General features: G+C 43.1%; 27 protein-coding genes. 13 read left to right on the forward strand and 14 right to left on the reverse strand.

All coding sequences use genetic code 11. From position 1 onward, the window contains the following. Window positions 1-94 precede the first annotated feature (94 nt). Entirely contained in the window at window positions 95-373 is a 279-nt protein-coding gene (locus tag H6F41_RS15950; protein WP_190404461.1) for a transposase, read from the reverse strand. A 372-nt stretch (window positions 374-745) separates the two neighbouring features. Between H6F41_RS15950 and H6F41_RS15955 the strand changes: the two genes are divergently transcribed. Next, window positions 746-1,036: a type II toxin-antitoxin system RelE/ParE family toxin gene (locus H6F41_RS15955; RefSeq protein WP_190404462.1), complete on the forward strand. Its 291-nt coding sequence runs from the start codon at window positions 746-748 to the stop codon at window positions 1,034-1,036. An 8-nt stretch (window positions 1,037-1,044) separates the two neighbouring features. Next, on the forward strand, window positions 1,045-1,332 hold the full coding sequence (locus H6F41_RS15960; RefSeq protein ID WP_190404463.1) for an addiction module antidote protein: 288 nt from the start codon (window positions 1,045-1,047) through the stop codon (window positions 1,330-1,332). Between the two features lie 240 nt (window positions 1,333-1,572). Here H6F41_RS15960 and H6F41_RS15965 read toward each other — a convergent pair whose 3' ends face one another. Together H6F41_RS15965 and H6F41_RS15970 are read right to left on the reverse strand one after the other, a co-directional pair. Next, window positions 1,573-2,172, reverse strand: a complete 600-nt coding sequence (locus H6F41_RS15965) for a Uma2 family endonuclease (protein ID WP_190404464.1) — start codon at window positions 2,170-2,172, stop codon at window positions 1,573-1,575. Window positions 2,173-2,330: 158 nt separating this feature from the next. Continuing rightward, window positions 2,331-3,806: an MFS transporter gene (locus tag H6F41_RS15970; RefSeq protein ID WP_190404485.1), complete on the reverse strand. Its 1,476-nt coding sequence runs from the start codon at window positions 3,804-3,806 to the stop codon at window positions 2,331-2,333. 137 nt (window positions 3,807-3,943) lie between these two features. On the opposite strand from H6F41_RS15970, the gene H6F41_RS15975 reads away from it, so the two are divergent. Next, window positions 3,944-4,504, forward strand: coding sequence for a thioredoxin domain-containing protein (locus tag H6F41_RS15975; RefSeq protein WP_190404465.1), 561 nt, complete (start codon window positions 3,944-3,946; stop codon window positions 4,502-4,504). A gap of 65 nt (window positions 4,505-4,569) precedes the next feature. Here the strand turns inward: H6F41_RS15975 and H6F41_RS15980 are convergent, their stop codons facing one another. Both H6F41_RS15980 and H6F41_RS15985 read right to left on the reverse strand, forming a co-directional pair. Further along, window positions 4,570-6,108 carry a serine hydrolase gene (locus H6F41_RS15980; RefSeq protein ID WP_190404466.1) on the reverse strand — a complete coding sequence of 513 codons (1,539 nt, stop codon included), beginning with the start codon at window positions 6,106-6,108 and terminating at the stop codon, window positions 4,570-4,572. A gap of 51 nt (window positions 6,109-6,159) precedes the next feature. Further along, window positions 6,160-6,936, reverse strand: coding sequence for an RNA methyltransferase (locus tag H6F41_RS15985; RefSeq protein WP_190404467.1), 777 nt, complete (start codon window positions 6,934-6,936; stop codon window positions 6,160-6,162). A 114-nt stretch (window positions 6,937-7,050) separates the two neighbouring features. On the opposite strand from H6F41_RS15985, the gene H6F41_RS15990 reads away from it, so the two are divergent. The 3 genes from H6F41_RS15990 (at window position 7,051) to H6F41_RS16000 (ending at window position 9,503) form a co-directional block, all read left to right on the forward strand. After that, the gene (locus H6F41_RS15990; protein ID WP_190404468.1) at window positions 7,051-8,328 is read left to right on the forward strand and encodes an FGGY-family carbohydrate kinase; all 1,278 of its coding nucleotides are present in this window, start codon (window positions 7,051-7,053) and stop codon (window positions 8,326-8,328) included. 40 nt (window positions 8,329-8,368) lie between these two features. Continuing rightward, window positions 8,369-9,076 (forward strand): hypothetical protein, encoded by a 708-nt coding sequence (locus H6F41_RS15995; protein WP_190404469.1) that lies wholly within the window; start codon window positions 8,369-8,371, stop codon window positions 9,074-9,076. Window positions 9,077-9,194: 118 nt separating this feature from the next. Beyond that, entirely contained in the window at window positions 9,195-9,503 is a 309-nt protein-coding gene (locus H6F41_RS16000) for a DUF1830 domain-containing protein (RefSeq protein WP_190404470.1), read from the forward strand. On the opposite strand, the gene H6F41_RS16005 is transcribed toward H6F41_RS16000, so the two are convergent. Together H6F41_RS16005 and H6F41_RS16010 are read right to left on the reverse strand one after the other, a co-directional pair. Then, entirely contained in the window at window positions 9,504-9,788 is a 285-nt protein-coding gene (locus H6F41_RS16005; RefSeq protein ID WP_190404486.1) for a YggT family protein, read from the reverse strand. It abuts the gene before it with no gap. Between the two features lie 115 nt (window positions 9,789-9,903). Next, the gene (locus tag H6F41_RS16010; protein ID WP_190404471.1) at window positions 9,904-12,732 is read right to left on the reverse strand and encodes a M16 family metallopeptidase; all 2,829 of its coding nucleotides are present in this window, start codon (window positions 12,730-12,732) and stop codon (window positions 9,904-9,906) included. A gap of 159 nt (window positions 12,733-12,891) precedes the next feature. On the opposite strand from H6F41_RS16010, the gene H6F41_RS16015 reads away from it, so the two are divergent. Next, the gene (locus H6F41_RS16015; RefSeq protein WP_190404472.1) at window positions 12,892-14,151 is read left to right on the forward strand and encodes a site-2 protease family protein; all 1,260 of its coding nucleotides are present in this window, start codon (window positions 12,892-12,894) and stop codon (window positions 14,149-14,151) included. A 32-nt stretch (window positions 14,152-14,183) separates the two neighbouring features. Here the strand turns inward: H6F41_RS16015 and H6F41_RS16020 are convergent, their stop codons facing one another. Next, complete coding sequence (locus tag H6F41_RS16020; RefSeq protein ID WP_190404473.1) at window positions 14,184-15,938, reverse strand: hypothetical protein; 1,755 nt, start codon at window positions 15,936-15,938, stop codon at window positions 14,184-14,186. 88 nt (window positions 15,939-16,026) lie between these two features. Here H6F41_RS16020 and H6F41_RS16025 point away from each other — a divergent pair, with 88 nt between their 5' ends. Continuing rightward, window positions 16,027-16,449, forward strand: a complete 423-nt coding sequence (locus tag H6F41_RS16025; protein ID WP_190404474.1) for a hypothetical protein — start codon at window positions 16,027-16,029, stop codon at window positions 16,447-16,449. A gap of 143 nt (window positions 16,450-16,592) precedes the next feature. Here the strand turns inward: H6F41_RS16025 and H6F41_RS16030 are convergent, their stop codons facing one another. From H6F41_RS16030 to pipX, 3 genes are all read right to left on the reverse strand, one after another. After that, window positions 16,593-17,483, reverse strand: a complete 891-nt coding sequence (locus tag H6F41_RS16030; RefSeq protein ID WP_242023066.1) for a M23 family metallopeptidase — start codon at window positions 17,481-17,483, stop codon at window positions 16,593-16,595. Between the two features lie 99 nt (window positions 17,484-17,582). After that, a complete protein-coding gene (gene ispE / locus H6F41_RS16035; protein ID WP_190404475.1) occupies window positions 17,583-18,491 on the reverse strand; it encodes a 4-(cytidine 5'-diphospho)-2-C-methyl-D-erythritol kinase in 909 nt (302 codons plus the stop codon). Further along, window positions 18,488-18,757 carry a transcriptional coactivator PipX gene (gene pipX / locus H6F41_RS16040; RefSeq protein ID WP_190404476.1) on the reverse strand — a complete coding sequence of 90 codons (270 nt, stop codon included), beginning with the start codon at window positions 18,755-18,757 and terminating at the stop codon, window positions 18,488-18,490. Before pipX ends, ispE begins: the two co-directional genes overlap by 4 nt. Before the next feature lie 305 nt (window positions 18,758-19,062). On the opposite strand from pipX, the gene H6F41_RS16045 reads away from it, so the two are divergent. The 5 genes from H6F41_RS16045 (at window position 19,063) to H6F41_RS16065 (ending at window position 23,589) form a co-directional block, all read left to right on the forward strand. Then, complete coding sequence (locus H6F41_RS16045; RefSeq protein WP_242023067.1) at window positions 19,063-19,428, forward strand: hypothetical protein; 366 nt, start codon at window positions 19,063-19,065, stop codon at window positions 19,426-19,428. Window positions 19,429-19,652: 224 nt separating this feature from the next. Continuing rightward, window positions 19,653-19,835, forward strand: a complete 183-nt coding sequence (locus tag H6F41_RS16050) for a hypothetical protein (RefSeq protein ID WP_190404478.1) — start codon at window positions 19,653-19,655, stop codon at window positions 19,833-19,835. Then, window positions 19,835-20,875 (forward strand): fatty acid desaturase, encoded by a 1,041-nt coding sequence (locus H6F41_RS16055; protein WP_190404479.1) that lies wholly within the window; start codon window positions 19,835-19,837, stop codon window positions 20,873-20,875. The genes H6F41_RS16050 and H6F41_RS16055 overlap by 1 nt, the downstream gene beginning before the upstream one ends. A gap of 171 nt (window positions 20,876-21,046) precedes the next feature. Then, entirely contained in the window at window positions 21,047-22,285 is a 1,239-nt protein-coding gene (gene metK, locus H6F41_RS16060) for a methionine adenosyltransferase (RefSeq protein WP_190404480.1), read from the forward strand. A 149-nt stretch (window positions 22,286-22,434) separates the two neighbouring features. Beyond that, a complete protein-coding gene (locus H6F41_RS16065) occupies window positions 22,435-23,589 on the forward strand; it encodes a pyridoxal-phosphate-dependent aminotransferase family protein (RefSeq protein WP_190404481.1) in 1,155 nt (384 codons plus the stop codon). 141 nt (window positions 23,590-23,730) lie between these two features. Here H6F41_RS16065 and H6F41_RS16070 read toward each other — a convergent pair whose 3' ends face one another. The 3 genes from H6F41_RS16070 to H6F41_RS16080 form a co-directional block, all read right to left on the reverse strand. Next, a complete protein-coding gene (locus H6F41_RS16070; RefSeq protein WP_190404482.1) occupies window positions 23,731-24,294 on the reverse strand; it encodes a deoxycytidylate deaminase in 564 nt (187 codons plus the stop codon). Window positions 24,295-24,414: 120 nt separating this feature from the next. Next, complete coding sequence (locus tag H6F41_RS16075; protein ID WP_190404483.1) at window positions 24,415-25,347, reverse strand: glycosyltransferase family 2 protein; 933 nt, start codon at window positions 25,345-25,347, stop codon at window positions 24,415-24,417. Beyond that, a complete protein-coding gene (locus H6F41_RS16080) occupies window positions 25,344-25,793 on the reverse strand; it encodes a serine O-acetyltransferase (protein WP_190404484.1) in 450 nt (149 codons plus the stop codon). The genes H6F41_RS16075 and H6F41_RS16080 overlap by 4 nt, the downstream gene beginning before the upstream one ends. Window positions 25,794-26,295: the final 502 nt, after the last annotated feature.

Below are 26,295 nucleotides of genomic sequence, written 5' to 3' on the forward strand. Positions count from 1 at the left end.
AAGTGGCTCAATTAGTCTCACAGTAATTAGTTCGGATATGGTGATTCTTAGAATCTTCCCATTAGTTCGGATATGTGTAAATAATTCTGCATGGCTACTTATCTCGTAGCTTTTCATGGATTTCTTCGATGATTCCTTTGCGCTGCCATCGGCGAAAGTACATATACACTGTGTCTGATGGCGGGAAATCATGCGGGAGCATATCCCATGCACAACCACTTCTTGTCCAATACAAAATGGCATTGACTACTTCTCGTAAATTAGTGGTGCGTTTTCTCCCTTGAGCTACTTCAGATTTTGCCGCAGGAAACATATCTTTGATAATCTCCCACTGCTGATCCGTTAGATCGGTTGGGTATTTTTTCCTAGACATTTTGTCATTTTGCTTTTTTTCTACTTTCTCCCCTGAGTTTTATTTTGTTCTCTTCCTTAATATTTATTTTACAAATACCTTCTAAGAGTATCTTTCGGCTTGGCTTTGATTTTCTTCGGCATATTATCTTTGACCTTCATCTCAATTCTCAAGCCTTCTTTAACTCTATTAAATTTTTGTCCTGTACTTAGACACCATAGTTAAAAATATCGAACAAGTAACTAAATTTGACCGCATACAAAGCTTGACTTTCAGAGTGCGTTAATAAAATGTAACGGAACCAATCTATTCGGAGTTTTTATCGCAACAACAGCAGTTAAGCAAGTTTTCTTGTTGCTTGTTTTTCCGTATCCCATGGGATACACTTAAAGCATGATTGAAATTCGGGAGACTGAAATTTATTCTCGGTGGTTTAAATCACTGCGCGATCGGGAAGCTAGGGCGCGCATCGACATTCGTATTCGGCGGTTGTCTATGGGCAATCCTGGTGACGTAAAACCGATAGGAAAAGGTGTGTCAGAACTCCGTATTGATTATGGTGCAGGATATCGAGTTTATTTCATACAACAAGGGAATACGTTAATCGTGTTGCTTGCAGGAGGCGACAAACGCACCCAAGATCGCGACATCAAAACAGCCTTAGACTTATCACAAAACCTATAGGAGATCTCATGAACAAAGTTCCAACTCATCTTTGGGATGCAGCAGAGCATCTGGAAACGAAAGAAGATATGGCAGCTTATCTTGAAGCCGCTCTTGAAGATGGCGATCCTAATTTAGTGGTAGCCGCATTAGGAGATATTGCTCGATCTAAAGGAATGACAAATGTTGCGCGTGAAACAGGCTTAGGACGTGAAAGCCTCTATAAATCTTTGTCAATTGACGGTAATCCAGAATTTGCCACTGTTCTAAGAGTTATACAGTCACTTGGCATTCGTTTGCGAGCTACTCCTGTATAAGCACACAGCCTAAAACTGCACTTTATCAAAATTTAAAAGCTGAAGATTCTCTGCGGCGGCTCAACTAGACCGTTATACCGAAACCGATATGCTCGTTAAAGTTGTCTATTTTTAGCCAAGTTTAAGTGGGCGGAAATGGTTGGCTCCATTGATGAGTTCTGAGAAGTTATTGGCGATTCCTTTCAGGATGCGCTCCGCCGCAAAGACAAAAAATTGATAAGCAATCGCTCAAGCAAAGATTTAGTTATTTGCGATCGCAAATAAAGCATCTAAAGAGATCGTCACATCAGGAAAAGCTTGCATTGTAGTATTAGCATCGCTATTCAAAATTAATTCTTCACGATAGCTTCCATCCTCTGGGTGGCGAAAAATATAAACTTGTCGCTTTTGTAAATCGAGAATCCAATATTCTAAAACTTGATTTTTGCCATAAATACGTGCTTTTTGCTTGCGATCTTTTGAGATAGTCCAATCAGCAACTTCTATCAACAAATAAATATCAGGGGCTTCAGGATGCCTAAAAGAATATTCATTCTCATCAAACCTAACAACCGCAATATCTGGTTCTGGCTCAGAATCATTGCCTAATGTAACTGGTAACTGTATGCGAATTTCGGCGCGATCGCCTAGCAATTTAAATAGCAATCTGCTACTACGTTGCACACTTGCCGCGTGAAATGGTCGTTGTGGACTCATACAAACAATTTTTCCTTCCAACAGTTCTACGCGATCATCCTCATCCAAAACTCCCGCCTCAATCATTTGGTGATAGTCCGCGATCGACCAAAGATGAATTTGAGGCTCTTGTTCCTGTTCTATTTCAATCACAGTTGCTTGCATGATATTCCTGCTCACAGCTTAGTTATGTAAATTTTAGCAAATAGTAATTAGTAAAGTGGTGCGATTAATAAAGCCTTGCGATCGTAGTAAATCGTGTAAGAATCTTTAATAAAAAATGTAATATCCCTCATTTTAACTCTCTAGTACCGCAATCTAATTCATTCGTTTCGTTCACGTCTTCTTTCCATTAAACGCACCAATATTTCCGTGTGTACCTCACGGGTAATGGGATAGAAGTATGCTAAACCTAAGCCAATCACAAGCGCAATCGTCGGTAAGGGGCCAATCGCAACTCTAATTGCAAATAGAGCTGAATCTGGTTGAATTGGCATCGCTTGGCAGGGGATTCGCTCTTGAAAGTTTGCCCATGACAACCCAATCCCCAGTAAAAACAACCCCGCCGCTAGTCCAAATTTCTGTAATAGCACCATGAAAGCATAGAAAATTCCCTCACGACGTTGTCCTGTCTCTAACTCATCGAGATCGGTGACATCGGGAATCATTGACCAAGGAATGAGATAGGCAGTAGATACTCCACACCCAGCCATAATCGCTAGCACATAGAGCATGATGACCTGTCCTTGTTGCAAGAAAAACAGTCCTGCTTGAGCAATAATCCAAACGCCTGAACCCATAAAATAGGTTGCTTTTTTGCCGAATCTTTTGCTAATGGCACTCCAAACAGATAGCATAATCAGTGCTGTACCTTGAACGGCAATCGTCACGAGGATGAAATCACTCTCCTCCATTCGCATCCAATTGACCACAAAATAGGGAATGATTGAAGCCGTGATTTGTAACGCTAACCATGAACAGAAGTAGATGCCAATCACAAACAGAAATGGACGATTGTTGAAGACTATTTTGAGTTGTTCCCAAAAGCTTAGTTCTTCAGTATCAGCATCAAGGGATTCATTGTGAAGTCGATGCCGATCACTGGCGATCGCTCTTTTTTTAATGCCCCAAATACACCAATAAATCGAGATGCTGGAAATAATTGCACAGACTGCACCCAGCACAATATATTGCATTCCTCCCGTATTACAACTACCTGTCTGGCGAGCGGGATCTTTGAAAAAAGCAAAGATTAACTGAGCAATAAACAGAGAGACAATACTGCCACCAATCGAGAAGGTAAAACGGAACGTATTAAGGCTAGTCCGCTCGTTATAGTCTTGGGTAATTTCGGGAGTGAGGGCAGTGTAGGGAAGGTTAACGGCGGTGAAGAAGAGATTAAACACAATACCGATGACCACGTAGTACCAAAAGAGCGTCATTTTATCGGTACTTGGTACTAACCATTGTGCGAAAAATGTTAACCCAAAAGGAATTGCCGCGTAGAGCATCCAAGGTAATCGTCTTCCCATTTTTGATTTGGTGCGATCGCTCAGTACCCCCACAATCGGATCGTTAATCGCATCAAAAATCTTCCCGACGAGTAAAACTAATCCTGCGAGGATGGGATCAAGCCCTGCAACATTGGTAAAGAAAAACAGGAGAAAAAATGACAGGATATTTGTGGTAATGGCAGTACCGAGATCACCAGCACCATAGGCTAATTTTTCCTTAAATGTTAGCTTGGCTTGAGTGAGGTCATATTCGGAGGCATCAAAGGAGTTTGCAGAATTACTCATAATTGATTGTGTAATTTCATTGTTATTCAGGGGACTTAAACCATCAACCAGTCTTTCGTTAATCATTTAGAATTGCTTTAGCATAGAGCAAACCTTGCTCGGCATAATGGGAATAGTCATTTTTGTAAGTTATTGTTATGAATCCAGAAAATCAAATCAGTCCAACATCTACCAACGCAAATCAGTTGCGAAATTTATTAGTTGCGATCGCAGCGATTGTATTAACCGCAGCATTATTTCTCGGATTGCAAGCCCAGCGTAGCAGTACCTCCCTCGATGCTGTGGCGGCTGCCGCAATTCCTATTGATGAAGCTTTGGTAAATGGTAAACCGACTACGATTGAGTTTTATGCGGATTGGTGTACAAGTTGTCAGTCGATGGCGGCGGATAATTTATCACTGGAACAGGAATATAGCGATCGCATGAACTTTGTGATGCTGAATGTGGACAATAACAAATGGCTCCCAGAGGTAACTAAATATCGTGTTGATGGTATTCCCCGCTTTATTTTCTTGGATCGTGCTAATCAGTCAATTGGTGATGCGACAGGGGTAATTCCTCGCGATATTATGGCTGCCAATATTGAAGCGGCAATCGACGATCAACCTTTGCCCCACAATAGTATTAGTAACAATCGCACTTCTCCCATATCTGAGCCTCAAGCTGCCGATATTTCTCAACCAAGGGATCATTTTTAATTAAGTAGCTCAGCATAGTTATCAGCACACTCAATAAAGGCGGCGCAAAGCGTCGCCTTTATTGGTTATGGATCTGTGTTCTGCTCTCGGTTTGGTTGAGATGTATTTGGCAAAGGAATGACAATATTTTCGATGGTGCTAGTTCCACTATCACTAGGGTTAGCTGTGTCAGGGCTACCTTGCTCAGATGAATTAGTTTCTGGCAATTTGCCGCCATTAATAAAATAGTCATAGGTTGTCCGCGAAATTTGGCGAATTAGCTCATTAGCCCTTTGATCATTGTGGGGGCGCGTGACCATCACTGCGATCGCATAACGCTTACCGTTAGGCATATCGACAATGCCTGCATCACCAACTGCTGAGCCAATATCTCCTGTCTTGTGAATGATGCGTGCATCTTCGTCAATACCTCTGGGCAGAAGGGTATTGGTCACAGGGCGGCGCATGATATCCATAAATCGATCGCGACTGCGTGGTGCTAATAAATTCCCTTTATCGATCATGGATAGCAATGACACCATATCCCTTGTGCTGATCGTATTTGTGCCTTCGAGGTCAGGAAGTTGATTCTTCACAACGATGTTATTTAATCCCCAAGACTTAAAGCGAGCATTGACTGCGGCAATTCCGCCAAGGCGTTTAATGATCATGTTGGTTGCCGTATTGTCACTGATGATAATCATCTGGGTGGCAACTTCTAGCGCTGAGATTTTTGTGCCTTCAGGCAATGATTGAAAATCTCCTGCCTCACCAACAATGACATCCTTAGTCATCGTAAGTAACTCATCTAGCTTGATTTTACCTGCATCGACATCTTGCAAGAAAGCAACCAATAAGGGAGTTTTAATCGTACTAGCCGCAGCAATGGGTTTATCTGCACCCACCTGAACATACGCGCCAGAGTCCAACTCAACCACCATCATCTGCATACCAAGGTCGGCTTCGGTCGCCGCCAAGGATTTGATTTTGGTGAGTAATGCGGATTCTTCGTTTTTTAGATTGATGGGAGCAATATCTGGGCTATCTGCCTTTTTGTCTTCCTTAGCAACGGTTTCGCTAGGATCTTTCTTGGTTGCAGAGGATTGCTGACCTTGCCAAGATATAAAAGTACCTGCAATCACGCTCAAACCAATCGCGGCAATCCCTAAACGTAGCAATTGCCAACCGAATACTTTGACAGGGGATTTAGTGGCAGGACGAATGGGGATCGGGCGATTAGGATTATTTTTGCTACTAACTTGACTATTACTTCTACGGCGGCTGCCTAACTCTGTTTTGGCGTTACCACGGAGATTCGATACATTGTCAGGACGATTTTCAGAGCGTGATTCAAGGCGATTTTGACGACTAGGTAATGGTTTGAGCCTGTTCTCAGATGTCCTTTTCTCAGGACGAGCATACTGAGCATCGTCGCTAAATCTTGGATCTCCCAGTGGTTCGTTCATACGCATCTTCGTCGCAGCATTGATTTCAGCATTAGTTGTACGAATAGCAGCATCACTATTGCTTGTCACAGCCTTGGTGCGACGCTCTCGCAACTTACTTAAACGCGCTTCACGGCTCTTGTCGGTAGCGTCAGGCGATGAAAAGTTTTTTGGTTCCACTGCTGTTTATAACTCCGATATGAAAATGTCTCTGGATAATCAATCTAAAAATTAATCAAGATGAGCAGTTGCCCAGTTGACCTGCCTTAAAATTCCTCGCAACATCGCCACTTCTGACGGACTCAGGTTAGCGCGATCAAAGATATTCCGAAATTTTCGTAGTCGATGGGTGGCGGTATGTGGATAAACATAACCGATCTTCAACAACACGGCTTCAAGTTGCTGATAGCAAGCTTCTAAGTCGTTACGGTTAGCAAGGTCTATGGGTGCTGACTCTATCAAATCTTGTGCGATTTGGCTAGTTAAATTTACGACATTTGGCGTATTTTCTTTTGATAGTTGGAGCTGATAGCAGCAAATCCCTACCGCCTGAGCCAGATTTAGGGATGGATATTCAGGATTAACGGGAATTCGCATTACCTGCTGACAATGTTGAATTTCAACATTGCTCAAACCGCGATCCTCTGCACCAAACACGATCGCACTAGTTTTTGCTTGCCTGAGCCAGTGCATACCCTGAGAAGGGGTAGTTACTTTCATTTCCCCTTGATCAATGCGACCCGCGGTGGCAATCGCTCTCTGGCAGTCAATTAATGCGGCAGGCAAATTGTCTACCACCTTGGCATTGTCTAAAATATCTGGGGCATGAACTGCCATTTGTCGCGCTTCATCACCATGTCGATCGCATTTTGGGTTGACTAGCCACAACTCGGATAACCCAAAGTTTTTCATCACCCTCGCCACCGAGCCAAGGTTTCTAGATCCCGCCGTTTCGACTAGTACAATTCTGATATTTTTTGGGGTGTTTGACTCTGTGGTGTTTGACATGGTAGCGATCGTAAAGCAATTTTAGCTCTGTGACACTACTTTTTCCATTTGGTAATCCATGAGGACTAATGCACAGATTAAAAAATCTACAAACAACAGGGAAACTGTTCTAGCATGGACCACTTTTTGGGGATTGACTTTGGGACTTCGGGTGTAAGGGCGATCGCAATTAATTGCGATCGCAAAATCATCGACATGACGAGGGCTGATTACGATATTCGTGATTGCCAAACATGGCAATTTGCTTTACAGGATGTGATTTCCCAGTTATCCCTAGAGATTCGCCAAAACATAAAAAGCATTGCCATTGATGGTACTTCGGCAACGGTTGTACTTTGCGATCGCAATGGCACTGTGATGAAACCGCCGATGATTTATAGCGATATTTGTGCAGCCGAGTTGCTAGATCAGGTGAACCAAATTGCGCCGCCGCAACATATCGTTTGTAGCGCGACTTCCAGTTTTGCCAAGTTAATTGCGATCGCACAGGATATAAAGCCAGCAACAGAAACCGATCAAAAGCTTTATTTATTGCATCAAGCCGATTATTTAGGCTACCTCCTGCATGGAAACTTAGGTATTAGTGACTATCACAATGCCCTCAAATTAGGGTATGACCCGATCCTGCTTACATATCCTGATTGGCTCCAAAATTGGGCTGCCCAAAATCCTGCGGTAACTTTGCCCAAGGTACTCGCACCTAGTACCCCTGTGGGCATGATTCAGCCAGAGATCGCCCACAAACTTGATTTGCCTAAAGATTGCATGATCGTAGCGGGAACAACGGATAGTAATGCCGCATTTTTGGCGAGTGTCGGCTGTGCCGCCCCTGCGATCGGCACAGCGGTGACATCCCTTGGCTCAACGATGGTGCTGAAAGTCCTCAGCGATCGCCCCATTAATGACTCGCGTTACGGTATTTATAGCCATCGATTTGAGCATCCTCAGCATGGTTGTTTGTGGTTAGTTGGTGGTGCTTCTAATGTCGGTGGTGCAGTATTGCGGCAATTTTTTAGTGATCAGCAACTATCAGAACTTTGCGATCGCATTAATCCTGAAATACCCAGCCCCCTCGACTATTACCCATTGCCAAAAACAGGTGACCGCTTTCCGATTAATGATCCCCATTTAACGCCACGCCTTGAGCCACGTCCCAATGATCCCGCCGAGTTTTTGCATGGTTTGCTAGAGAGCATGGCAAGGATCGAGGCGCAGGGCTATGCGTTGCTCAGGGACTTGGGGGCTTCGCCAGTGCAGCAGCTTTATACGGCGGGTGGCGGTGCAAATAATCCTGTCTGGACAAAAATTCGCAATCGCAATTTACAAATTCCCATGGCAAAATCATCACAAATGGAAGCTGCGTATGGTGCAGCTCTATTAGCTTTGAATTAATGATAGGCTGTGCTTAGAAGCGAGAACTTCAATTGGTTTTATGATCATTCCCCTCAAACGTCGAAATTTTGATGAGCTAATTCCTGCTGTACCCACCGCTGAGCAGTATCAGTATTATTGGGGCGATGGGCAGAGTGTATTCCGCCGTGTGGCGATTTCCATCGCCAGTGTGATTGTATTTACGATCCTCTATAACCGCGTTCACGAAAATAACCCTAGTAGCTTTGCCGCCCTTGTAATGTTTGTCTGCGCTGCCCTCGGTGGACTGTACTGGATGCTAGAGCCTGTAGCCATGGCAAGCATTCGCAATGCCAAGTTGCGGCGATTTGCCCATTGCGGATATTGGCAAGCAGAAGTGCTAGATGTTTATGTCTCGCAGGAAGTATTAGCCCGTGAAGAAAAAGTTAACTCACGGGGACGTATGGACGTTAGCTATGATGCCGAAAGCTTTTTAAATATTGAGTTAGGTGATGAAACCGATTTCGTAACTACTTTGAGACTACCGATGCGACGGGAATTAAAACGCATCCGTCCCGAACAAACTATCTGTATGCTTCTATTTTCTAACGATCGCCGCTTTGGTCGAGTCAGCCGCCAAACATCTGACGCTTATATTCCGCAATATAATCTTTGGGTGGGTGATTATCCCTATTTGCGTCGTGATACTTTCGTTGATCTGACGAAATACTTATCAAAAAAATCGGCTAAGGTCGGTACTCAAAGCGGCTCTAGCCGTGATTTGAGTTAATGCATAAGGCGATCCCAAAGCTTAAGAAACTTGGAATATGTGCGCTATATCACCGTCAGCCGTGAGACGATGCCCTACGCTGGGATCAATAACCAGCAGGTAATCACAGGTTAAGAAAATGTATAATATCAAAGCACAAAAGATCAACTCCAGCGACCTAGAAGCTCAGTTTAATCAACTAACCTGCATCTATCGTAATGAAACTGAAACCGTGCAAATTATTCGCATCTCTGAACCTCGTGCTACTTTCTTAGAAAAATCGTTATTTCCTAATCAATGCATCCAGTTTTCAGCATCGCCAGAGGCCTGCTTAGAAATTTATGAAGGGACAATGTTTAATTTTGTCCAAGCTGACACGATTCCCTGCTCTCGCATTGCGGTTATGGATATAGACCGTAAAGAACTAAGGGTAGCCGTTTTTGCTTAGTTATTGCATCATCGTCAAGATGCCCTGTTGTCCTAGCAACATTTCACGCAATAGACTAAAAATTCCTACCCCAATGACGGGAGAAATATCAATGCCCCCAATTGGCGGAATTAATTTGCGTAATACAAACAGCAGTGGCTCGGTGGGAAAGGTGATCAGACTATAGGGAAACTGATTGAGAGGAATCTGCGGATACCATGTCATGATGATCCGAAAGATATACATCAAGATAAATAGTCCCAAAACAATATTCAGAGCAAGAGAGCTAATTGCGATCGCGTCCATTGTGATATCTAATTTCAAACATTAATCGGGATCGATCCTAACAGTTTTATTTGTTCTTTACCTTAAAAAAATAGAGCCAGTGCTTTGCACTGGCTCTATTTTTTTAAGGTTTTAACTACTTCTTCGCTTCAGGAACTACGGAAACAATCAGTAAGTTGTCGGGCTGGAGCAACTCTTTTGCAGCACGATTGACTTGCTCAAGCGTAACCGCCTGAATGCGTTGGGGGAATTTATAAAAGTCTCCCATCGGTAAACCATAGATCTCATCACTAAGTAAAGAACTAGCAATATTATCGGGATTGGCAAATTCCGTAGAGAAATTATTGATCAAACTTTTTTTCGCACCATCAAACTCAGACTTAGTAATGCCTTGATCGCGGACATTTCGCAGCAAACTGACGGTCGCTGCGATCGCCTTTTCTGTATCTTCACCACTGGTCTGCATCTGCACAATAAAAGCACCCTGTGGTGGTCTGCCAGCTTGGAAGAAGCTATAGATACCGTAGGTTAAGCCAAGACGATCGCGGATTTCTGTCCCCAAACGACTAGCCAAGGTATCACCACCTAAAACCTGATTGAGTAATAGGGCAGGGTAATACTGCGAATCAGAGCGGGAGATACTGGGATGACCGATGATTGTTACGGCTTGGGTTTTACCTGCTAACGTGGCTTGTTTTTCATTGGTTGCCGTGAGGTTAGGAATTTTGGGATATTGGAATTGTGGGGCTTGACCTGATGTTTTCCAGTTACCCAATTTTTCTTCAATCAATTTCCGTACTTCAGTGGGTTCAAAATCGCCCATCAGTGTAAGTGTCGTGGTGTCAGGACGATAATAAGTCCGATAAAAATTGATTAAATCTTCCTGTTTTAACGACTTCAAGGTTTCTTCAGTTCGCATTGGTCTAAAAGGATGTCCTTCAGGATAGAGCGTCGCTTGGAAAATACGACGAACTAAGGAACTGGGGTTATCCAATTCAGATTTAAGAGCCTGAAGATTGCGCTGGAGATTTAGCTCAAATTCTTTGACGGGAAAGGTAGCATTTTGGAGCAAATCCGCTAACTGATCAATTACAAGCGGTAAGTCTTGCGATAGGGCAATTCCTGAGATACCAACACTTTCACGACCTGCGGAAAATCCTAAACCTGCCCCACGATTTTCTAACCGAGATGCAAGTTCTAAAGCCGTTTTAGTAGTTGTGCCGTTGGTCAGATTTTGGGCAGTAATTCCTGCCAGTCCTGCTTTGGCAACTGCATCAAATCCTGAACCTGCGCCAATTTCTCCAACTAAATTTACGGTTGGGGTACTGCTATCTCGCAATAACAACACTTTGAGTCCATTTTTGAGGGTAAATCGATCGGGCTTTACCTGAGGTGGGACTGCGGCTTTGGTAGTTAAGGCGCTGGCAGGTAAATATTTAGCGACTTCCGCAGGGTCAACGGGTTCACTGGGCTTAAATGTATCTGAAGCATGGGCATTGGTAGGCGTTGTACCAGCTTGAGCGGTAATTACCGACGGCTCAAAATAGCCGACTACGCGACGCTCTCTTTGCAGATATTTCTTGGCAACCCGTTTCACATCGCTAGCCGTCACTTGCTCTAATCTGCTCAGATAGCGATCGCTAAACCGATAATCTCCAGCTACAGTCTGGTTATAACCGATTTGGATAGCTTGCGAATTGATATCACGATTACCGAGAATATAACTCGCTCGCATACTATTTTTGGCGCGTTCTAGTTCCTGTTGGGTAATGGGCTGAGTTTGCAACTTATCAATCTCATCTAGCAATAGACGATCCAACTCTTCCAAGGATTTACCCTCAGTCGGTGTCGCACTCATAAAGTACCAACCTGTTTCCATCATCGATGATGAACTGCCACTAACACCGCTAGCTAGCCCTGTCTCAACTAGTGCCTGATTGAGTCTTGAACTTCTACCCGATGTCAGAATGCTGTCCATAACATCAATCGCGACGACATCTTCACCATTAATATTCGGCAAATTGGGATAAACTGCTTGCAAAAATGGCACACTGCCTGGCTCTTTGAGGCGAATTGGCTGTTCGGTAATTACCTCTGGCGGTTTGGGTTTGTTTTTTTGTGCTTCAGCAGTAATTAAAACTTTTGGTTTGGGTGGCGCTGCGATCGCACCGTAGATTTCACGGACTTTTTTGATAGTAGCTTCTGTATCAAAATTACCGACAATTACCAAAGTGGCATTATCAGGGCGATAGAAAGTACGGTAATAATTTTGGATATCCTCAACGGTGTATTTTTCCACGTCGGGGCGATAACCAATTACTGGCCATCGGTAAGAGCTATTAGGCATCGCCGCTAACATCAATTGGCGGTAGAGTCTAGTCCCTGGATTATTATTACCGCCGTCTAGCTCTGATAGCACAACGGTGCGCTCACTCTTCAGCTCATCTTCACCTGCAACCGTATTGATCATCCGATCGGCTTCGAGCTGCAACATTGCTTCTAACTTATCGCTACCTACTGTCCCGAAATAAGCAGTCATGTCGTAGCTGGTAAAGGCATTGGAGTCACTGCCCAAGGCACTAAATAACCGTCCAAATTGGATCGGGCGCTCAGTTGTGCCTTTAAACATTAAATGTTCAAGTTGGTGGGAAATACCTGTAATGCCTGTTGTTTCATTTTGTGAGCCAACACGATACCAAATTTGCACACTGACTACGGGGGCAGTTTTGACCTCTTTAGTCAAGACTGTTAAGCCATTGTCTAAGACTGTTTTGACTACATCATCTGTCAGCAAGTTGGCTGATTGCGCCGAAGCTTGAGCAATCAGATCAGGAGAGGATCTGAGTTGCGAAGCGTTGGCAGCATCGCCTGACAGTTGCGATAGTAGTGGCATGTTGAAAGAAAGATTACCGAGCATCACAGCAGCGATGGCTGCGGCAAAAACACGACTCAAAAAAGAGAGCATAAAGTTACGCTTCACCGAAATCTCCACGGAATACAGATTTTCAGTTTAGCAATAATGGCAAGAAGATATGACGAGAGGTGATCAAACCCTGTATCACTGCCAGTGTCAAAATGTTGTAATTAAGCTAAGCTAGTCACAAAAAACTAGGACAAACAGATCATGAGAGGCGGTATCCGCATTGGTAATATTTTTGGCATTCCCCTATATGTTGATTCATCATGGTTTCTGGTACTCAGCTTCCTAGCTGTTCTTTTGGGGGCTGCCTATACCAAGCTATCGCCATCTTTTTCTTTAGGGTATGGAGCAATTACGGCAGTTTTCTTTTTTCTGTCGATTGCTTTAAATAAAATTGCCCATGCCGTAATCTCTAAAGCCCGTGGCATAGAGGTTAGCGCCATTAACATTCAATTTATGGGTGGCACAGGTACACCTGAGCGAGAAGCCAAAGATCCTTTGTCTGTTTTTAGTATTGCGATCGCAGGCCCGTTAACAAGCCTTGTCCTAAGTGCGTTTGGTTTTGCGATCGTTTGGTTGATTGTTGGCGATTTATCCATTGCCAATGAACCTAAATTGATTGACAGCCTGCCTGATCGCATTGGTACTATTCCTGCTATTTGGGCAATGATTGCCCTGAATATTGCGCGAATCAACCTAATTTTTGGGGTGTTTAGCCTGATTCCTGCATTGCCCTTTGAAGGTGGCCATATGCTCAAGGCAGTGATTTGGAAATTGACAGGCGATCGATTTACAGGAATTCGCTGGGCAGCCCGATCGGGGCAATTTTTTGGGATTCTGATCATGATTTTCGGAGGCTTGATTCTGCTTACCAATTTCGCTGGAATCTTCCTCCTCTTTTTAGGATGGTTTCTCTTTGGTAGTGCAGGCGGCTATCTCTATCTCAATAATTTGCAGCAAGCTCTATTAAATATTAATGCTGAAGCAGCGATGACTCGTGAATTTCGCTTGGTAGATGCGGATATGTCATTGCGTGACTTTGCCGACAAATTTCTATTAATGGAAGATAAAAATGCTAATCCCATTTATGTCGCATCATCAAATGGGCGCGATCGTGGCGTTATCGCCGCAGGTGCAATCCGCAATATCGATCATCATGAGTGGCAATCTAAGTCTCTGCAATCTCTAGTTACACCTTTAGATCAGATTGATACTGTTGAAACAAAAACTCAAATTTCAACAGTGGTGAACTTGCTTGAACAAAAGCAATTGCGCTATGTGATTGTTGTGTCCGCCGTTGGCTCGGTGGCTGGAGTGATTGATCGTGGCGATGTGATTAAAGCGCTAGACAGTAAGTTATTCTGGCGGATTCCTTCAGAATATGTTAAGCAAATCAAGAATGACGGCAAATTCCCTCCTAACTTTCGCTTGGTGGAAATTTGCGAGCAGTTAGTTGACAAATAACCATTGACTTGAAAATCAGTCAGAATCATCACCTAGAAACCAACGGAATTGAGATCTTCGGAAAAGTTTTCTAGAGTAACAAATTTGTTTTTGGATGACGAATTACTACTTTCAAGGGAGATTGTATCCATGTTTCTGAGGATATTCTCTATAGTGTTGGCTCCCATATCAGAGCTTGAGTCTAGAGATGTATTAGAGCTGTCATCATTCTGAAAGAAGCTGCCACCAAATAGGTCGGACTCAGTTTGCTCTTCTGGTTCTGATGTGGATAATGGTGATAGCTCTTGACTTGCAATGGTTGTGGATACGTCGTTGTAATGTTCGTAATGGCTATTTGTATCAGTCACCATAAAGTCATCAAATAATGAATCTGCGAAGTCCATATTTTCCGTCAGATCATTTACCATTATTACGAGCGATGGCGGTGAAGAAGTTTCCACAAAATCATCAAAGAGGGAATTTACTGTAAGCGTATCGGAATTAGGCACAGAGCTATCAATTGTTTGTGGAGAATCATCAAGGTCAGAAGTTGCTGTTGTCTCAAAACTAGTTGTATTTAAAGAAGGTGTTTCCGCAAAGTCGTCAAATAACGAGCCTACGGTCATTGAATCTGCATCGCCAATTCCCATCACCTCTGTTGCAGGAGGCATTGGCTCAGCAATAGCTGTTGGATTTGTGACAGGAACTTCGGCAAAGTCGTCAAATAATGAATTTACAGTAATTGAATTTTCTTGCTCTTCATGAACTTGGATGGCATCTTCTATGGATGCATCTACTTTTTGAAATGTGCTTGATTCTGTGGCGGCGCTTAATTCTGAGGTGATATCGTCTGATAGTGTGGTTGGTTCTTCAGCGTAAATATTTTCAATATGTGGCGGAACAACAATGTTCTCAACAATAGTACGGTTTATCTCTGTATTAAGAATTTGGGCAGGAACTTGGTTGGTAATATTGCTCTGCTTATCGTCAATATTACCAACATCGACAGGAGTCTTGATTACTTCTGGCTCGGAGTCTGCCAAGTCTAGGGTAATTCCCTGATGGGGAACTTCATCTGCTTCAGGTTCGTTATCAGCAGGTTCTAAGAAAATTTTTGTAACTAAACGAATTTTTGCCCTTTGCCATTGTTGTCCTGGTTGCAAAATTGACAGGTTCGTAATTACCTGATCACCATGTTCATCGGTTTTACTAGATTCGGCGATCGTATCAAGCAAGCTGCGTAAACTCGGATTGGAGGCAACTGCTGCAAATAGAAAACTGGGTTGACTAATCACTTGAATTAGCTCTGTCAATGTAGTTAAACAACGCACCGTACCCACATGCTCATCAGTGAAGCGTACAATGATGTCTTGGTATTCTTGCAAGTTTTGCTGAATTTGAGACATTTTCTGCACTAGGATTACCCCTCTAGGATTACTGACCAGATTTGTACTTTGCACTTTGTTGTCCTTAGGATCGACAAGCTGAGAATCTGACGCATCCTCTTTGAGATTATCATCAAGATTAATTTCATGTTGCCAAGCTAGGTAGTTATTATCAGAGCGATAGGTAAAAATTTTGACATGTTTAATTTGCTCAACTTGCAAAATAATCATGCCGCGATGAATAATCGTCACAACTGCTTTTTGGTTGGGAATTTGAGCAGCTCTCAAGGAAATTTTGAGGCATTCTGCTTCTAACTCTGCTTGAGCGTGAATCCCCTTAGATGCTAGTGATCGATTGATCAATGCCGCAATGGCATTTGGATCACCTTGCTTTGCCAAGTCCATAACGCTTAGTTGTGTCATACCTATTCCCTGTTGGCTACCAGTTTTTCTAGCAACTATAAATGTAGCTGACAATATTACAATTTGCAGAATTGAGACAAATTTTGTTATGAGCCGTTATTCTAAGCGCGATCGCAAAATTGAAAATCCTGATCAAATTCCACGGGATTCGACCAAGGAACGTATAGAAATGTTTTTTTGTCTAGTGCCAGTATTTGGTCTAATTCCCTCGGTGATTGCTTTGGTACGGCAAAGAAGTAGTCGTAAGGTCAGGGATGTGAGCCAAGTTGCGATCGCAATGATGTTAATTTGGGCAATTGCCTATGGTGCAATGGGTGGTGTACCAGTTGAAGGGGCAGCATTACAGACTACGGCAGAATTAATCAAGGCTTCGTTTAGTTCGGGATATTTTGCATTTTGCCTGTACTTAATGTATCGACTCTATCGGCATCAGGAGATCGCTTTACCAAGGCTCACTGATGATCAGAAAAATATTAAAGATGATGAATTGCGATCGCAAAAACGTAAGTAAATTAAAAAAATTTTTGACAGAATTTGCCTTGATTTACAATAAAAGACTATTTTTCTACTAGTTGTAAAAACAATCATATTTCAATCATTTTCTTGTTAGTATTAAAAAAATTTAAAGCACCGCTTTGCGGTGCTTTAAATTTTTTATTCGATCGCAGCATATCGCCATGGTACAGGATCGACAGCTTCGCCATTGACATATAAGCCCCAATGCAAATGTGGCCCAGATGATGCACCTGTGGAGCCAACTGCTCCAATTGGTTGCCCCATCTTCACAAAATCACCATCCTTGACATAAATCTTGCTGAGATGCAGGAAAATACTCAGAACGCCTTGTCCATGGTCTAAGCCAATGGTGTTGCCATGCAGTCTAAAGCCCTGCGCCACAGTGCCAACTAAACGCACATAACCAGATGCGGGCGCAACTACTGTAGAGCCAGTTTCACCTGCATAGTCAACCCCACGGTGGTAATAGTCATTGGCAAATTCGCCATTGTAATAGCGTTGCACACCGAAAACCGTGGTGATCTCGCCATCGTTAGGACGAGCAAAAGCGCCATTCCAAAACTTTTGCGGCGTAACCAATTTTTTAAACGCGGAAACTGTGTCCCATTCGTAATCTGTTGGTTCTAGTCCACCACCCGAATCACTGAGCCAAATACTTTGAGTGGGAAATTTGCGATCACCCAATTGCATCGGTAAGATTTGCTCCGAGTCTTCGGTCTTGACCACCACCTTCCGTCCTCCCGCCTTGTCTAATGGCGTTGTGGGAATAAAGGCGCGCCAGCGACTTGGTGCGATCGCAAAGGCAGGAAACTGTTTGCCGTTAACCGATACTGTTGGTGCGGCATCGGGCTTATCCGTCGCAATCCACACCGATACCGTTTCACCCAACTTGGGATTATTGGGTTTTAGCATTACTTGCAATGCGTCTGCTTGGGATATGCCAAATATCACGCTTGCGATCGCAGTTAGCAAGCTCAGGCAGATCAGCAATGGCAGCTTAATCGGAGACTTAATAGAATAGAAAGCCATAGGGTTAGGGGAGGGGGTAAGTAGGGATAATCAACACTACTTCTCCTATCCTAAATCACAAACAAAATCACTGAGGTAGTTACACCGACGATAGGAGAATTAAGCATCAAAAATCGATCGCACGAGGCTCTTAACCACCCATACATCAATTTCATTGGTTTTTACTGCTTCAGCAATGCGTTTCGCACTATCTAAATCTGCTGCGATCGCAAACATCGTTGATCCCGAACCAGACATCATTGCGCCGAGACATTCTTGCTCTAGCAACTTGTTTTCGAGTGCAACCAGCTCAGGATACTCAGGCAATACTGCTCGTTCAAGATCGTTATATAGCAATCTTCCAATTTTGGCAGGAGTTGAAGCGTCACCTGCGGCGATTGCCGCAACCATTTGACTAGAAAGATTTTGGTGTCGTGCTGGATTATTCGCCAGCAACCCATGGGATCGAAAAGTTTGATAAGCCCATGGTGTAGAGATGGCAATCTTGCGGGGTTTACAAATTACAAGCACTAAATCTTTAATATCTGGCAAAGGCGAAAGAATATCGCCACGACCTGTCGCCAAAGCTGTACCACCAACCACACAAAACGGTATGTCAGAGCCTAATTGAGCTGCAAAATCACAAAGTTGTGATTGGGTAAGCCCCAAGTCCCACAGTCGATCTATACCTACTAAAACAGCCGCCGCATTTGCAGAACCACCTGCTAAGCCAGCACCCATCGGAATTTGCTTGTCGATCGCAATTTCCATGCCACCAATTTCGGGATAGACACTCTGCATCAAAGCAGCAGCTTTGTAAGCCAGATTTGTGCGATCGCAAGGTACTTCAGAATTAGTACAGGACACTTGAATTTGATCTGTCCCTATTTTGCGAATATCAACGCGATCGCAAAGATCAATACTCTGCAAAATCATCACCAAGTCATGATAGCCATCAGGACGATTTCCCGTAATCTCTAGATAGAGATTAATCTTTGCCGCAGCTTTAAGAGAAATACGCGATGTCATTGGGAAAAGGTTCGTTTGTAGATATGTTGAAGATTTTTCTGATCAGTATCTGTACCGCTACGACGTAGCGATCGCATCTGATTTTCGACCATCAGCTTAGCATCTGAGCGAGAAACAGGTTCAAACTGGATCCCTTCAGAGCTACTGGTAATTAGGAAAAACAATCTTTGGGCGTAGAGAGTGGTGAACAAACTACGAAACTCATCTACCCTACACAGGCGAGATAGCAAGCCAAAAGTAGGATGATTCAAATAGTGTTCAGACATTGGTCGGACTGGGAAATTTGATTAATTGAAGAGAAAAAGAAACTTTTCTGTATTAAAGACAACAGAAAATTAGCGAAAGTATCATGTTTGTGGATTTATAAAGAAATTTAAAAACCCCTAAGAACTAGACAATACAACCTATTTGACAATATTGCGATTACTATTTTGATATGTTTCGTGCGATTAATCAGGAAATGTTATCAAACCTTAACGACTTTTGCTCAAGCCTAAAAATAAATTATCAGTCTTCCATGCTCTCAATCCTCAAACATGGGTTTAAATTTCAGCGATTTGCCAGACTAGCTATGGTTTTTACTGTCATTTTATTTTTGAGTTTCAGTCCTAAAGCAACCCTTGCTGCTGAGCGTCATCCCGTGCTTCCTGCCAATGGTCAACCGATTCTAGGTGGCAATATGCATGGTACAGACTGGAGAGCTGCCTCTAAAGAATCAAAACAAGCCTATTGTGAGGAAGCTTTCGCGGTTTTTCGTGGCTCCGCAGCTCAGAGCTATATCATTAGCCACAACATTCAAAGCCTTAGCCCAGAAGGTCTTTGCGATCGCATGGATCAATACTACAGCCTCGAAGAATATGCTGACGATCGTCTAGGCTCAGCCGCCGCGATCGCGCCGATCCTATTTGCTGACACCCCGCTTGGCACAAAATACTAAATCAAACATCAAATCGCCGATACGTACAGGGAACAAGGGACTTAACCTGCTTGTCTGTGTATTCAATGACAATTATGATGATTTGAATCCGTATAATTACTCATTAGATATGGTTATGGGTATACAAAAATACACATGACATAGGCTAGAATCTGAGGCATAAATATTTTTTTGATATTTTTGTGGTGTGATCGCAACGTTTTTCAAGCGTTTTAAAAGAAAGTATGAGCAAACAAACTGAATCCCCAACCAAAGAGATTTCCCCATTGAACGTAACCGCTAAAAAGTTATATTCCGAAGAAGTTCAGGCTGAGCTAGCGGAATTGCAATCCGATATTGATGTTCTTTTCCAGCAATTGCAAAGCTTGAGCCGTCAAAGATTGACCACCGTAGGGAGTGCTCAGTAGTGGTTGCCATACAAAACTCTTCACACACTCTTACCTCTGAGACTACTCTCCGCGACATCATTAAAACTATTCCCTCTGAATACTTTGAGAAAAATCCCCTCAGAGCTTGGCTGAGCGTCTTATTTTCTCTAACTGCTGCCGCTCTGGGTTATGCCAGCATCGCATTTGCACCTTGGTATTTATTACCCTTTGCTTGGTTTTTTACTGGCACAGCACTCACAGGTTGGTTTGTCATCGGTCATGACTGTGGACATCGCTCGTTTTCCAATAAGAATTGGATTAATGACCTAGTTGGACATATTGCCTTCTTACCATTGTTATACCCATTTCACGGTTGGCGCTTCAAGCATGATCACCACCATCTGCATACCAATAAGATGGGCGAAGACAATGCTTGGTATCCCTTTACCGTCGAAGAATACGAAAAAGGAAAAGGTCTGATTTCCAATGTATATAGACTAATTCGCACCCGTTTTTGGTGGCTTGGTTCAATTATTCATTGGGCAAACCTACACTTCAATGCCAGTCTTTACCCAGAGCGTCAACAGGAGCAAGTCAAGTTTTCCTACCGTTTGGTAATTGCATTTGCTGTAATTGCCCTTCCTATTCTAATCGTAACGACAGGCTTTGTTGGGTTTATCAATTTCTTTCTGATGCCTTGGTTGGTATATCACTTCTGGATGAGTACCTTTACGATTGTGCACCACACAATGCCAGACATTCAATTCAAAGAAAAGGATAAATGGAATGCTGCAACTGATCAGTTAACAGGAACAGTACATTGCGATTACCCTGCTTGGGTAGAGTGGCTCTGTCACGACATTAACGTGCATGTTCCCCACCACGTTTCCACAGGTATTCCTTCCTATAATCTACGTCTTGCTCATAAGTCTCTAGATGAGAATTGGGGAAAATATATGTATAAGACTAAGTTCTCTTGGGAATTGATCAAGGATATTGGCGATCGTTGCCATATTTATGATCCAGAGAAATGCTACAAATCTTTCGTAGAAGTTGATGCTGCGTTAAAAACAGATTAACAAATAGCCATACTCAACTTTTATTAAAGAGAAGTGCGCTGCTTTGCGGCGCACTTCTCTTTTGGGAATGATTTTGTTTTAAGGAATATCTCCTTGTACTATGATTGATAGATCTTAAAAATATTCGCAAAGTTCGCAAGCTTAATTTTTTGCGTTTAGGAGGAAACCTAGTTGGCCAGTCGCTTTTTATTTACATCTGAATCAGTTACGGAAGGTCACCCTGATAAGATTTGTGATCAGATCTCCGACACAATTCTCGATACTTTGCTGGCTCAAGATCCACGCTCTCGTGTTGCTGCTGAGGTAGTAGTAAACACTGGTCTAGTCTTGATCACTGGAGAAATCACATCCAAAGCACATGTCAACTATGTCGATATAGCTAGAAAAAAAATTGCTGAAATCGGCTATACCAATGCTGACAACGGATTCTCTGCTAATAGCTGTTCCGTGCTGGTAGCCCTTGATGAACAATCCCCTGACATTGCTCAAGGTGTGAACGTGGCCCTCGAAGCTCGTACTGGCGAAGAAGAAGATGCGGCTCTCGAAGCAGTGGGTGCAGGTGACCAAGGCATCATGTTTGGGTTTGCTTGTGATGAAACCACTGAGTTTATGCCGATGCCGATCGCTTTAGCTCACCGTTTGGCGCGTCAGCTCTCAATTGTTCGCAAGAATGGAACGCTGCCTTACCTTCGTCCCGATGGTAAAACTCAAGTCACTGTCGTTTATGAAAATGATAAACCTGTAGCAATTGACACCATCTTAATTTCTACACAACATGATGCGGCAATCGATGGCATTAGTGATGAAGCAAAAGTACAAGAGCGGATCAAAGCGGATCTTTGGACTAATGTAATTTTGCCAAGCTTTGCCGATACATCGGTTAAACCCAATGAGCAAACTCGCTATCTTGTTAACCCCACTGGCAAGTTTGTGATTGGTGGACCGCAGGGTGACTCAGGGCTAACTGGACGCAAAATTATTGTCGATACCTACGGTGGCTATGCTCGCCATGGCGGCGGTGCTTTTTCTGGTAAAGATCCCACAAAGGTCGATCGCAGTGCTGCTTATGCGGCTCGTTATGCGGCAAAGAATATTGTGGCGGCAGGTTTAGCCAGTAAATGTGAATTGCAAATCAGTTATGCGATCGGTGTTGCCCGTCCTACCAGTTTACACATCGATACCTTTGGTACTGGTAAGGTTGATGATGAGACCTTATTAGGTTTGGTTAAGGATAATTTTGATTTGCGTCCTGCGGCAATTATCAAAAACTTTGATCTCCAAAACTTGCCTTGCGATCGCAAAGGACGTTTTTACCAAGATGTGGCAGCCTATGGTCACATGGGACGCAATGATCTCGATCTTCCTTGGGAACGCCTTGATAAGGTGGAAATTCTCAAAAAGAGTGTATAAAGATTAAAAGAATCGAGTGGTGACGCTCCGCGTCACCACTCGATTCTTGGTTTTATTAGTCAAAAGAGAATTTTGATCAATTTTAATGACAGTTTAGTGCGTACAATACTAGATCTAGTATTAAACCAAGCATTACAAGATTTCGACTCATGGAAGATAAGTTGATGTTGATGATTCCAGGTCCAACACCTGTGCCTGAGCAGGCATTGTTGGCGCTGGCAAAAGCTCCCATCGGACACCGTAGCGGCGACTTTAGCAAGGTCATGGCAGATGTGACCACCAAGCTCAAGTGGCTACACCAGACCACTAATGATGTATTGATTCTCACCGCTAGCGGCACGGGTGCGATGGAAGCAGGCATCATTAATTTTTTGAGTAAAGGCGATCGCGTTCTTGTCGGTGACAATGGCAAATTTGGCGAACGCTGGGTCGAAGTCTGCCAAGCCTATGGCGTAAACGTCGAAGTAATTAAGGCTGAATGGGGTAAAGCACTTAATCCTGAAGATTTTCGTGTCAAATTAGAAGCTGACACCAACAAAGAAATCAAGGCAGTCATTATTACCCATAGCGAAACATCAACTGGTGTACTTAATGATCTTGCTGCGATTAATCGCCATGTTAAGACTCACGAAAAAGCCCTGATCATCGTTGATGCGGTTACCAGCTTGGGAGCAATGAATGTTCCCATCGATGAGTTAGGTCTGGATGTGGTCGGTTCTGGATCGCAAAAAGGCTACATGATTCCCCCTGGTTTGGGATTTGTATCCGTTAGCCCTAAGGCTTGGGAAGCTTATAAAACTGCAACCCTGCCTAAGTTCTACCTTGATTTGGGTAAAGCGCGTAAGGATGCAGCGAAGAATTCTACGCCTTTCACCACTTCCGTAAATATGGTGATGGCATTACAAGCTTCCCTAGAGATCATGCAGCGTGAAGGATTAGAGAATATCTTTGCACGTCATTTACGCCATCGTGATGCTACTCGTGCCGCGATTAAGGCGCTTAACCTTGGCTTGTTAGCCCCCGATGATGCTGCTAGTGCATCGATTACATCGGTAGTCCCGCCTGAAGGTTTGGAAGCGGAAAAGATTCGCGCCACCATTAAGAAGAAGTTTGATATTGTCATGGCTGGCGGTCAAGATCATCTCAACGGCAAGATTTTCCGTATTGGACATCTTGGTTTTGTCGGCGATCGCGACATTCTCACTGCAATCAGTGCATTAGAAGCATCAATCTCTGATCTCGGCTACACCAATTTCACATATGGTGCTGGTGTCAAAGCTGCGATCGAGGTTTTAAACAGCTAATGGATAACCCCGCCGCAAGCGGACGGGGTATCTAAATTCTTTTTTGACAGAATATACTCACGCCGCAGAGCGGCGGGGAATTTACCCTTTAGCTAGATTAAAACAAAGTTTCAAATCGCCGCAAAGCGGCGATTTGAAACTTTATGAGCTTGGAAATAAGCTTAATTCAGAAGTTGGTGAACTGAGAAATAAATTAGCTCTTTGGATAATTACAGGCGAAACCTGTATTTGTTTGAGCATAACTAAGCCCTCATCTACAAAGGATTGACACAAAGCCGCATTGTTACCTTTATTAAAGGTTGTCTCATAAAAAACTTCTCGAATCCCCGCCGAAACTACCAACTTCAGACAAGAAATACATGGCTCTAGAGTGACATAAATACTTGCTCCCTCTGTAGAGATGCCATGCTTCGCTGCCTGTGCAATCGCATTGGCTTCTGCATGAACTGCCCTTGAAGGAAAATCTTTGTTAACCGTGCAATTATGCATGTTTGGATAGCAATAGCCTTGGGTAGTGCAATGTACTGAGCCTGATGGCGAGCCATTATAACCTGTAGCTAACACCTGCTTGTCTTTCACGATGACAGCCCCCACAGGAAAAGCTAGACAGGTCGATCGCATCGCAGCAAGTTTAGTCAGCAGCATAAAATACTCATCCCATGTGGGACGTTGCTGAAATGTGACATGGTCGCTCATATCTATCATATTAAGTTAATACAGAGGTTGTAGGTTTTGAATAATAGCGCAAAAGCCTTTCAATGATAGTGCATGGCTGTTCATCAATAAATAGAAGAGTTGCTTTGCAACTCTTCTATTTATTGGGACTTATGTCCTATGTGATTTTTGCCAAGTTTGCCAACCTTGCCAGCGTCCGCGCCAAGAAGCCCCTAACTTTTGACCAGATAAATTACCTTCTTTGGGTAAGAACCTCAACCACTGCAATAAACCTCGCGCAGATCTTGTCCCGATCGCGATTGTCCAAGATACAAATACTAAACGCTGCATCGGTGATAAATATTCCAATATCGCTAGGGTTTCATTATGTACAGCATTTTGTAGAGCAATTTGGTTAAACGTATCACGCTGATCTTCATCAAAGCGCTCGCCTCGAAAATGATCTACACCAATTTGGGAATCATAAATTAGTTTCCAGCCATTTTTTTTGAGTTTTAGGCAAAACATCACTTCAAAATGAACTTGAGCACCTGTACCACGCATCCTTTGATCAAAGCGTAAATCTTGAATTGAAGAACGTCGAAAACTCATGTTCACCCCCTTCAACACATCCACTTCTCGTCCTTCACCAAAACCAATATGATGATTCCCAATCAAGCGGCCAAACCATTGCAGCTTTCCCACTACAGGCTTTGCTCCATCTTCTAAGGTTGTATCATGATATTCCCAATCCCGACCTCCCACACCAGCGATACTAGGATCAGATTGGAAATAAGCTTCTATCCTTTCTAGCCAATCAGAATGTGGTGCAGCATCATCATCCGTAAAAGCCACAATATCTCCAGTCGCTGATTCTAGACCAATATTCATAGCAGCAATCACTCCTGTCTCTGTTACTGGAGCTGTGTGTAAAGGTAAATTCTCACGATCAAACGTTTCTAAGAACTGCCAAGTTTTTTGATCAGTATCACGCACAATCAACCAAATTTCATCGACGGAACGACTTTGCGCTTTGAGCGCTGCCAAGCAGCGAGCTAAGTCGGCTGGACGTTGATAAGTCGGAACAACTACAGTTATGTTCATGTTTTTTTAGACTTTCTACAAATTGATTTAGCAGGGACACCTACAACAGTCTCGCCATCATCAATGTCGTTGGTTACTACAGCATTAGCGCCAATCACGGCACGATCTCCTATCCTTAAATCCTGATTTCCCCGACCGATGACAGCAGCACCAGCTCCTACTAAAACATCATCACCAATATAAATCTTGTATGGAGAACCAATCCAAGTTTCCGCAGCTAGAGTCACGCCATGATAAATTTTCACTCGATGTCCAATTTTGACATTGGGATGAATTACAATTCCTAATCCATAGTGCTGTAATTCAATATCTTTTTCTATTTCAGCTTGATAAGGAAGGACAGCATGAAAGAAAAAGAAATTGAATGTTTTTAATATCTTGGGTAGAATTGGAATTCTGTGCTTATAAGCTTGGCAACTTAGCCACCATAAAAAGGAAGGATTCATTTGTACACATCTATCCACTTATCTCTATTTAGAATTTTGATGTCGTTTAACTATGTTGTCAAACGAGTCTAGATACTCACTAGATTTACTAAGTCAAGTATTCCGTTCTCTATTTTACCTTGAAGTTAGACTTTGAACAAGATTAAAGGCAAAAAACCTAGGGCAACCGCACACGTTTCTAAATAATTTACGAATAAATCGCAAACGATTGCTAGATAATGGTTTCAATCAAAATGAATACAAAATAGGAAGTTCTTTCAAAACCCGTCAATTGTGTATTTATTATGAAACTTGTGATCGCAGAATCCTATGATCAAGCAATCTCGATCCTAAAAGAGAACTATACCAAAATATTCAGAAACGTGTGCGGTTGCCCTGGCAAAAAACCAGCAATTCTCATTATGGAAAATTAACAGGTATTAGGAGGAGGGAGAAGCTCTAAGCCATCAAGCATAAAAATCAGCAAATGCTCCCAAGAGTCAAAGCAAATGTAACGGGTCAA

The sequence above is a fragment of the Pseudanabaena mucicola FACHB-723 genome (assembly GCF_014696385.1).
Classification (GTDB): Bacteria; Cyanobacteriota; Cyanobacteriia; order Pseudanabaenales; family Pseudanabaenaceae; genus Pseudanabaena.

Coding starts and splice junctions, on each gene's coding strand:
- H6F41_RS16010 (WP_190404471.1), bottom strand. CDS start 12,732: ATGCTCTCTTTTTTGAGTCGTGTTTTTGCCGCAGCCATCGCTGCTGTG.
- H6F41_RS16025 (WP_190404474.1), top strand. CDS start 16,027: ATGAGCCGTTATTCTAAGCGCGATCGCAAAATTGAAAATCCTGATCAA.
- pipX (WP_190404476.1), bottom strand. CDS start 18,757: ATGTCTGAACACTATTTGAATCATCCTACTTTTGGCTTGCTATCTCGC.
- H6F41_RS15985 (WP_190404467.1), bottom strand. CDS start 6,936: ATGTCAAACACCACAGAGTCAAACACCCCAAAAAATATCAGAATTGTA.
- H6F41_RS15950 (WP_190404461.1), bottom strand. CDS start 373: ATGTCTAGGAAAAAATACCCAACCGATCTAACGGATCAGCAGTGGGAG.
- H6F41_RS16050 (WP_190404478.1), top strand. CDS start 19,653: ATGAGCAAACAAACTGAATCCCCAACCAAAGAGATTTCCCCATTGAAC.
- H6F41_RS15965 (WP_190404464.1), bottom strand. CDS start 2,172: ATGCAAGCAACTGTGATTGAAATAGAACAGGAACAAGAGCCTCAAATT.
- H6F41_RS15990 (WP_190404468.1), top strand. CDS start 7,051: ATGGACCACTTTTTGGGGATTGACTTTGGGACTTCGGGTGTAAGGGCG.
- H6F41_RS16045 (WP_242023067.1), top strand. CDS start 19,063: ATGGTTTTTACTGTCATTTTATTTTTGAGTTTCAGTCCTAAAGCAACC.
- H6F41_RS16070 (WP_190404482.1), bottom strand. CDS start 24,294: ATGATAGATATGAGCGACCATGTCACATTTCAGCAACGTCCCACATGG.
- H6F41_RS15970 (WP_190404485.1), bottom strand. CDS start 3,806: ATGAGTAATTCTGCAAACTCCTTTGATGCCTCCGAATATGACCTCACT.
- H6F41_RS16080 (WP_190404484.1), bottom strand. CDS start 25,793: ATGAATCCTTCCTTTTTATGGTGGCTAAGTTGCCAAGCTTATAAGCAC.
- H6F41_RS15960 (WP_190404463.1), top strand. CDS start 1,045: ATGAACAAAGTTCCAACTCATCTTTGGGATGCAGCAGAGCATCTGGAA.
- H6F41_RS16065 (WP_190404481.1), top strand. CDS start 22,435: ATGGAAGATAAGTTGATGTTGATGATTCCAGGTCCAACACCTGTGCCT.
- H6F41_RS16000 (WP_190404470.1), top strand. CDS start 9,195: ATGTATAATATCAAAGCACAAAAGATCAACTCCAGCGACCTAGAAGCT.
- H6F41_RS15955 (WP_190404462.1), top strand. CDS start 746: ATGATTGAAATTCGGGAGACTGAAATTTATTCTCGGTGGTTTAAATCA.
- H6F41_RS15995 (WP_190404469.1), top strand. CDS start 8,369: ATGATCATTCCCCTCAAACGTCGAAATTTTGATGAGCTAATTCCTGCT.
- H6F41_RS16015 (WP_190404472.1), top strand. CDS start 12,892: ATGAGAGGCGGTATCCGCATTGGTAATATTTTTGGCATTCCCCTATAT.
- H6F41_RS16005 (WP_190404486.1), bottom strand. CDS start 9,788: ATGGACGCGATCGCAATTAGCTCTCTTGCTCTGAATATTGTTTTGGGA.
- H6F41_RS16030 (WP_242023066.1), bottom strand. CDS start 17,483: ATGGCTTTCTATTCTATTAAGTCTCCGATTAAGCTGCCATTGCTGATC.
- H6F41_RS16075 (WP_190404483.1), bottom strand. CDS start 25,347: ATGAACATAACTGTAGTTGTTCCGACTTATCAACGTCCAGCCGACTTA.
- H6F41_RS16020 (WP_190404473.1), bottom strand. CDS start 15,938: ATGACACAACTAAGCGTTATGGACTTGGCAAAGCAAGGTGATCCAAAT.
- ispE (WP_190404475.1), bottom strand. CDS start 18,491: ATGACATCGCGTATTTCTCTTAAAGCTGCGGCAAAGATTAATCTCTAT.
- H6F41_RS15975 (WP_190404465.1), top strand. CDS start 3,944: ATGAATCCAGAAAATCAAATCAGTCCAACATCTACCAACGCAAATCAG.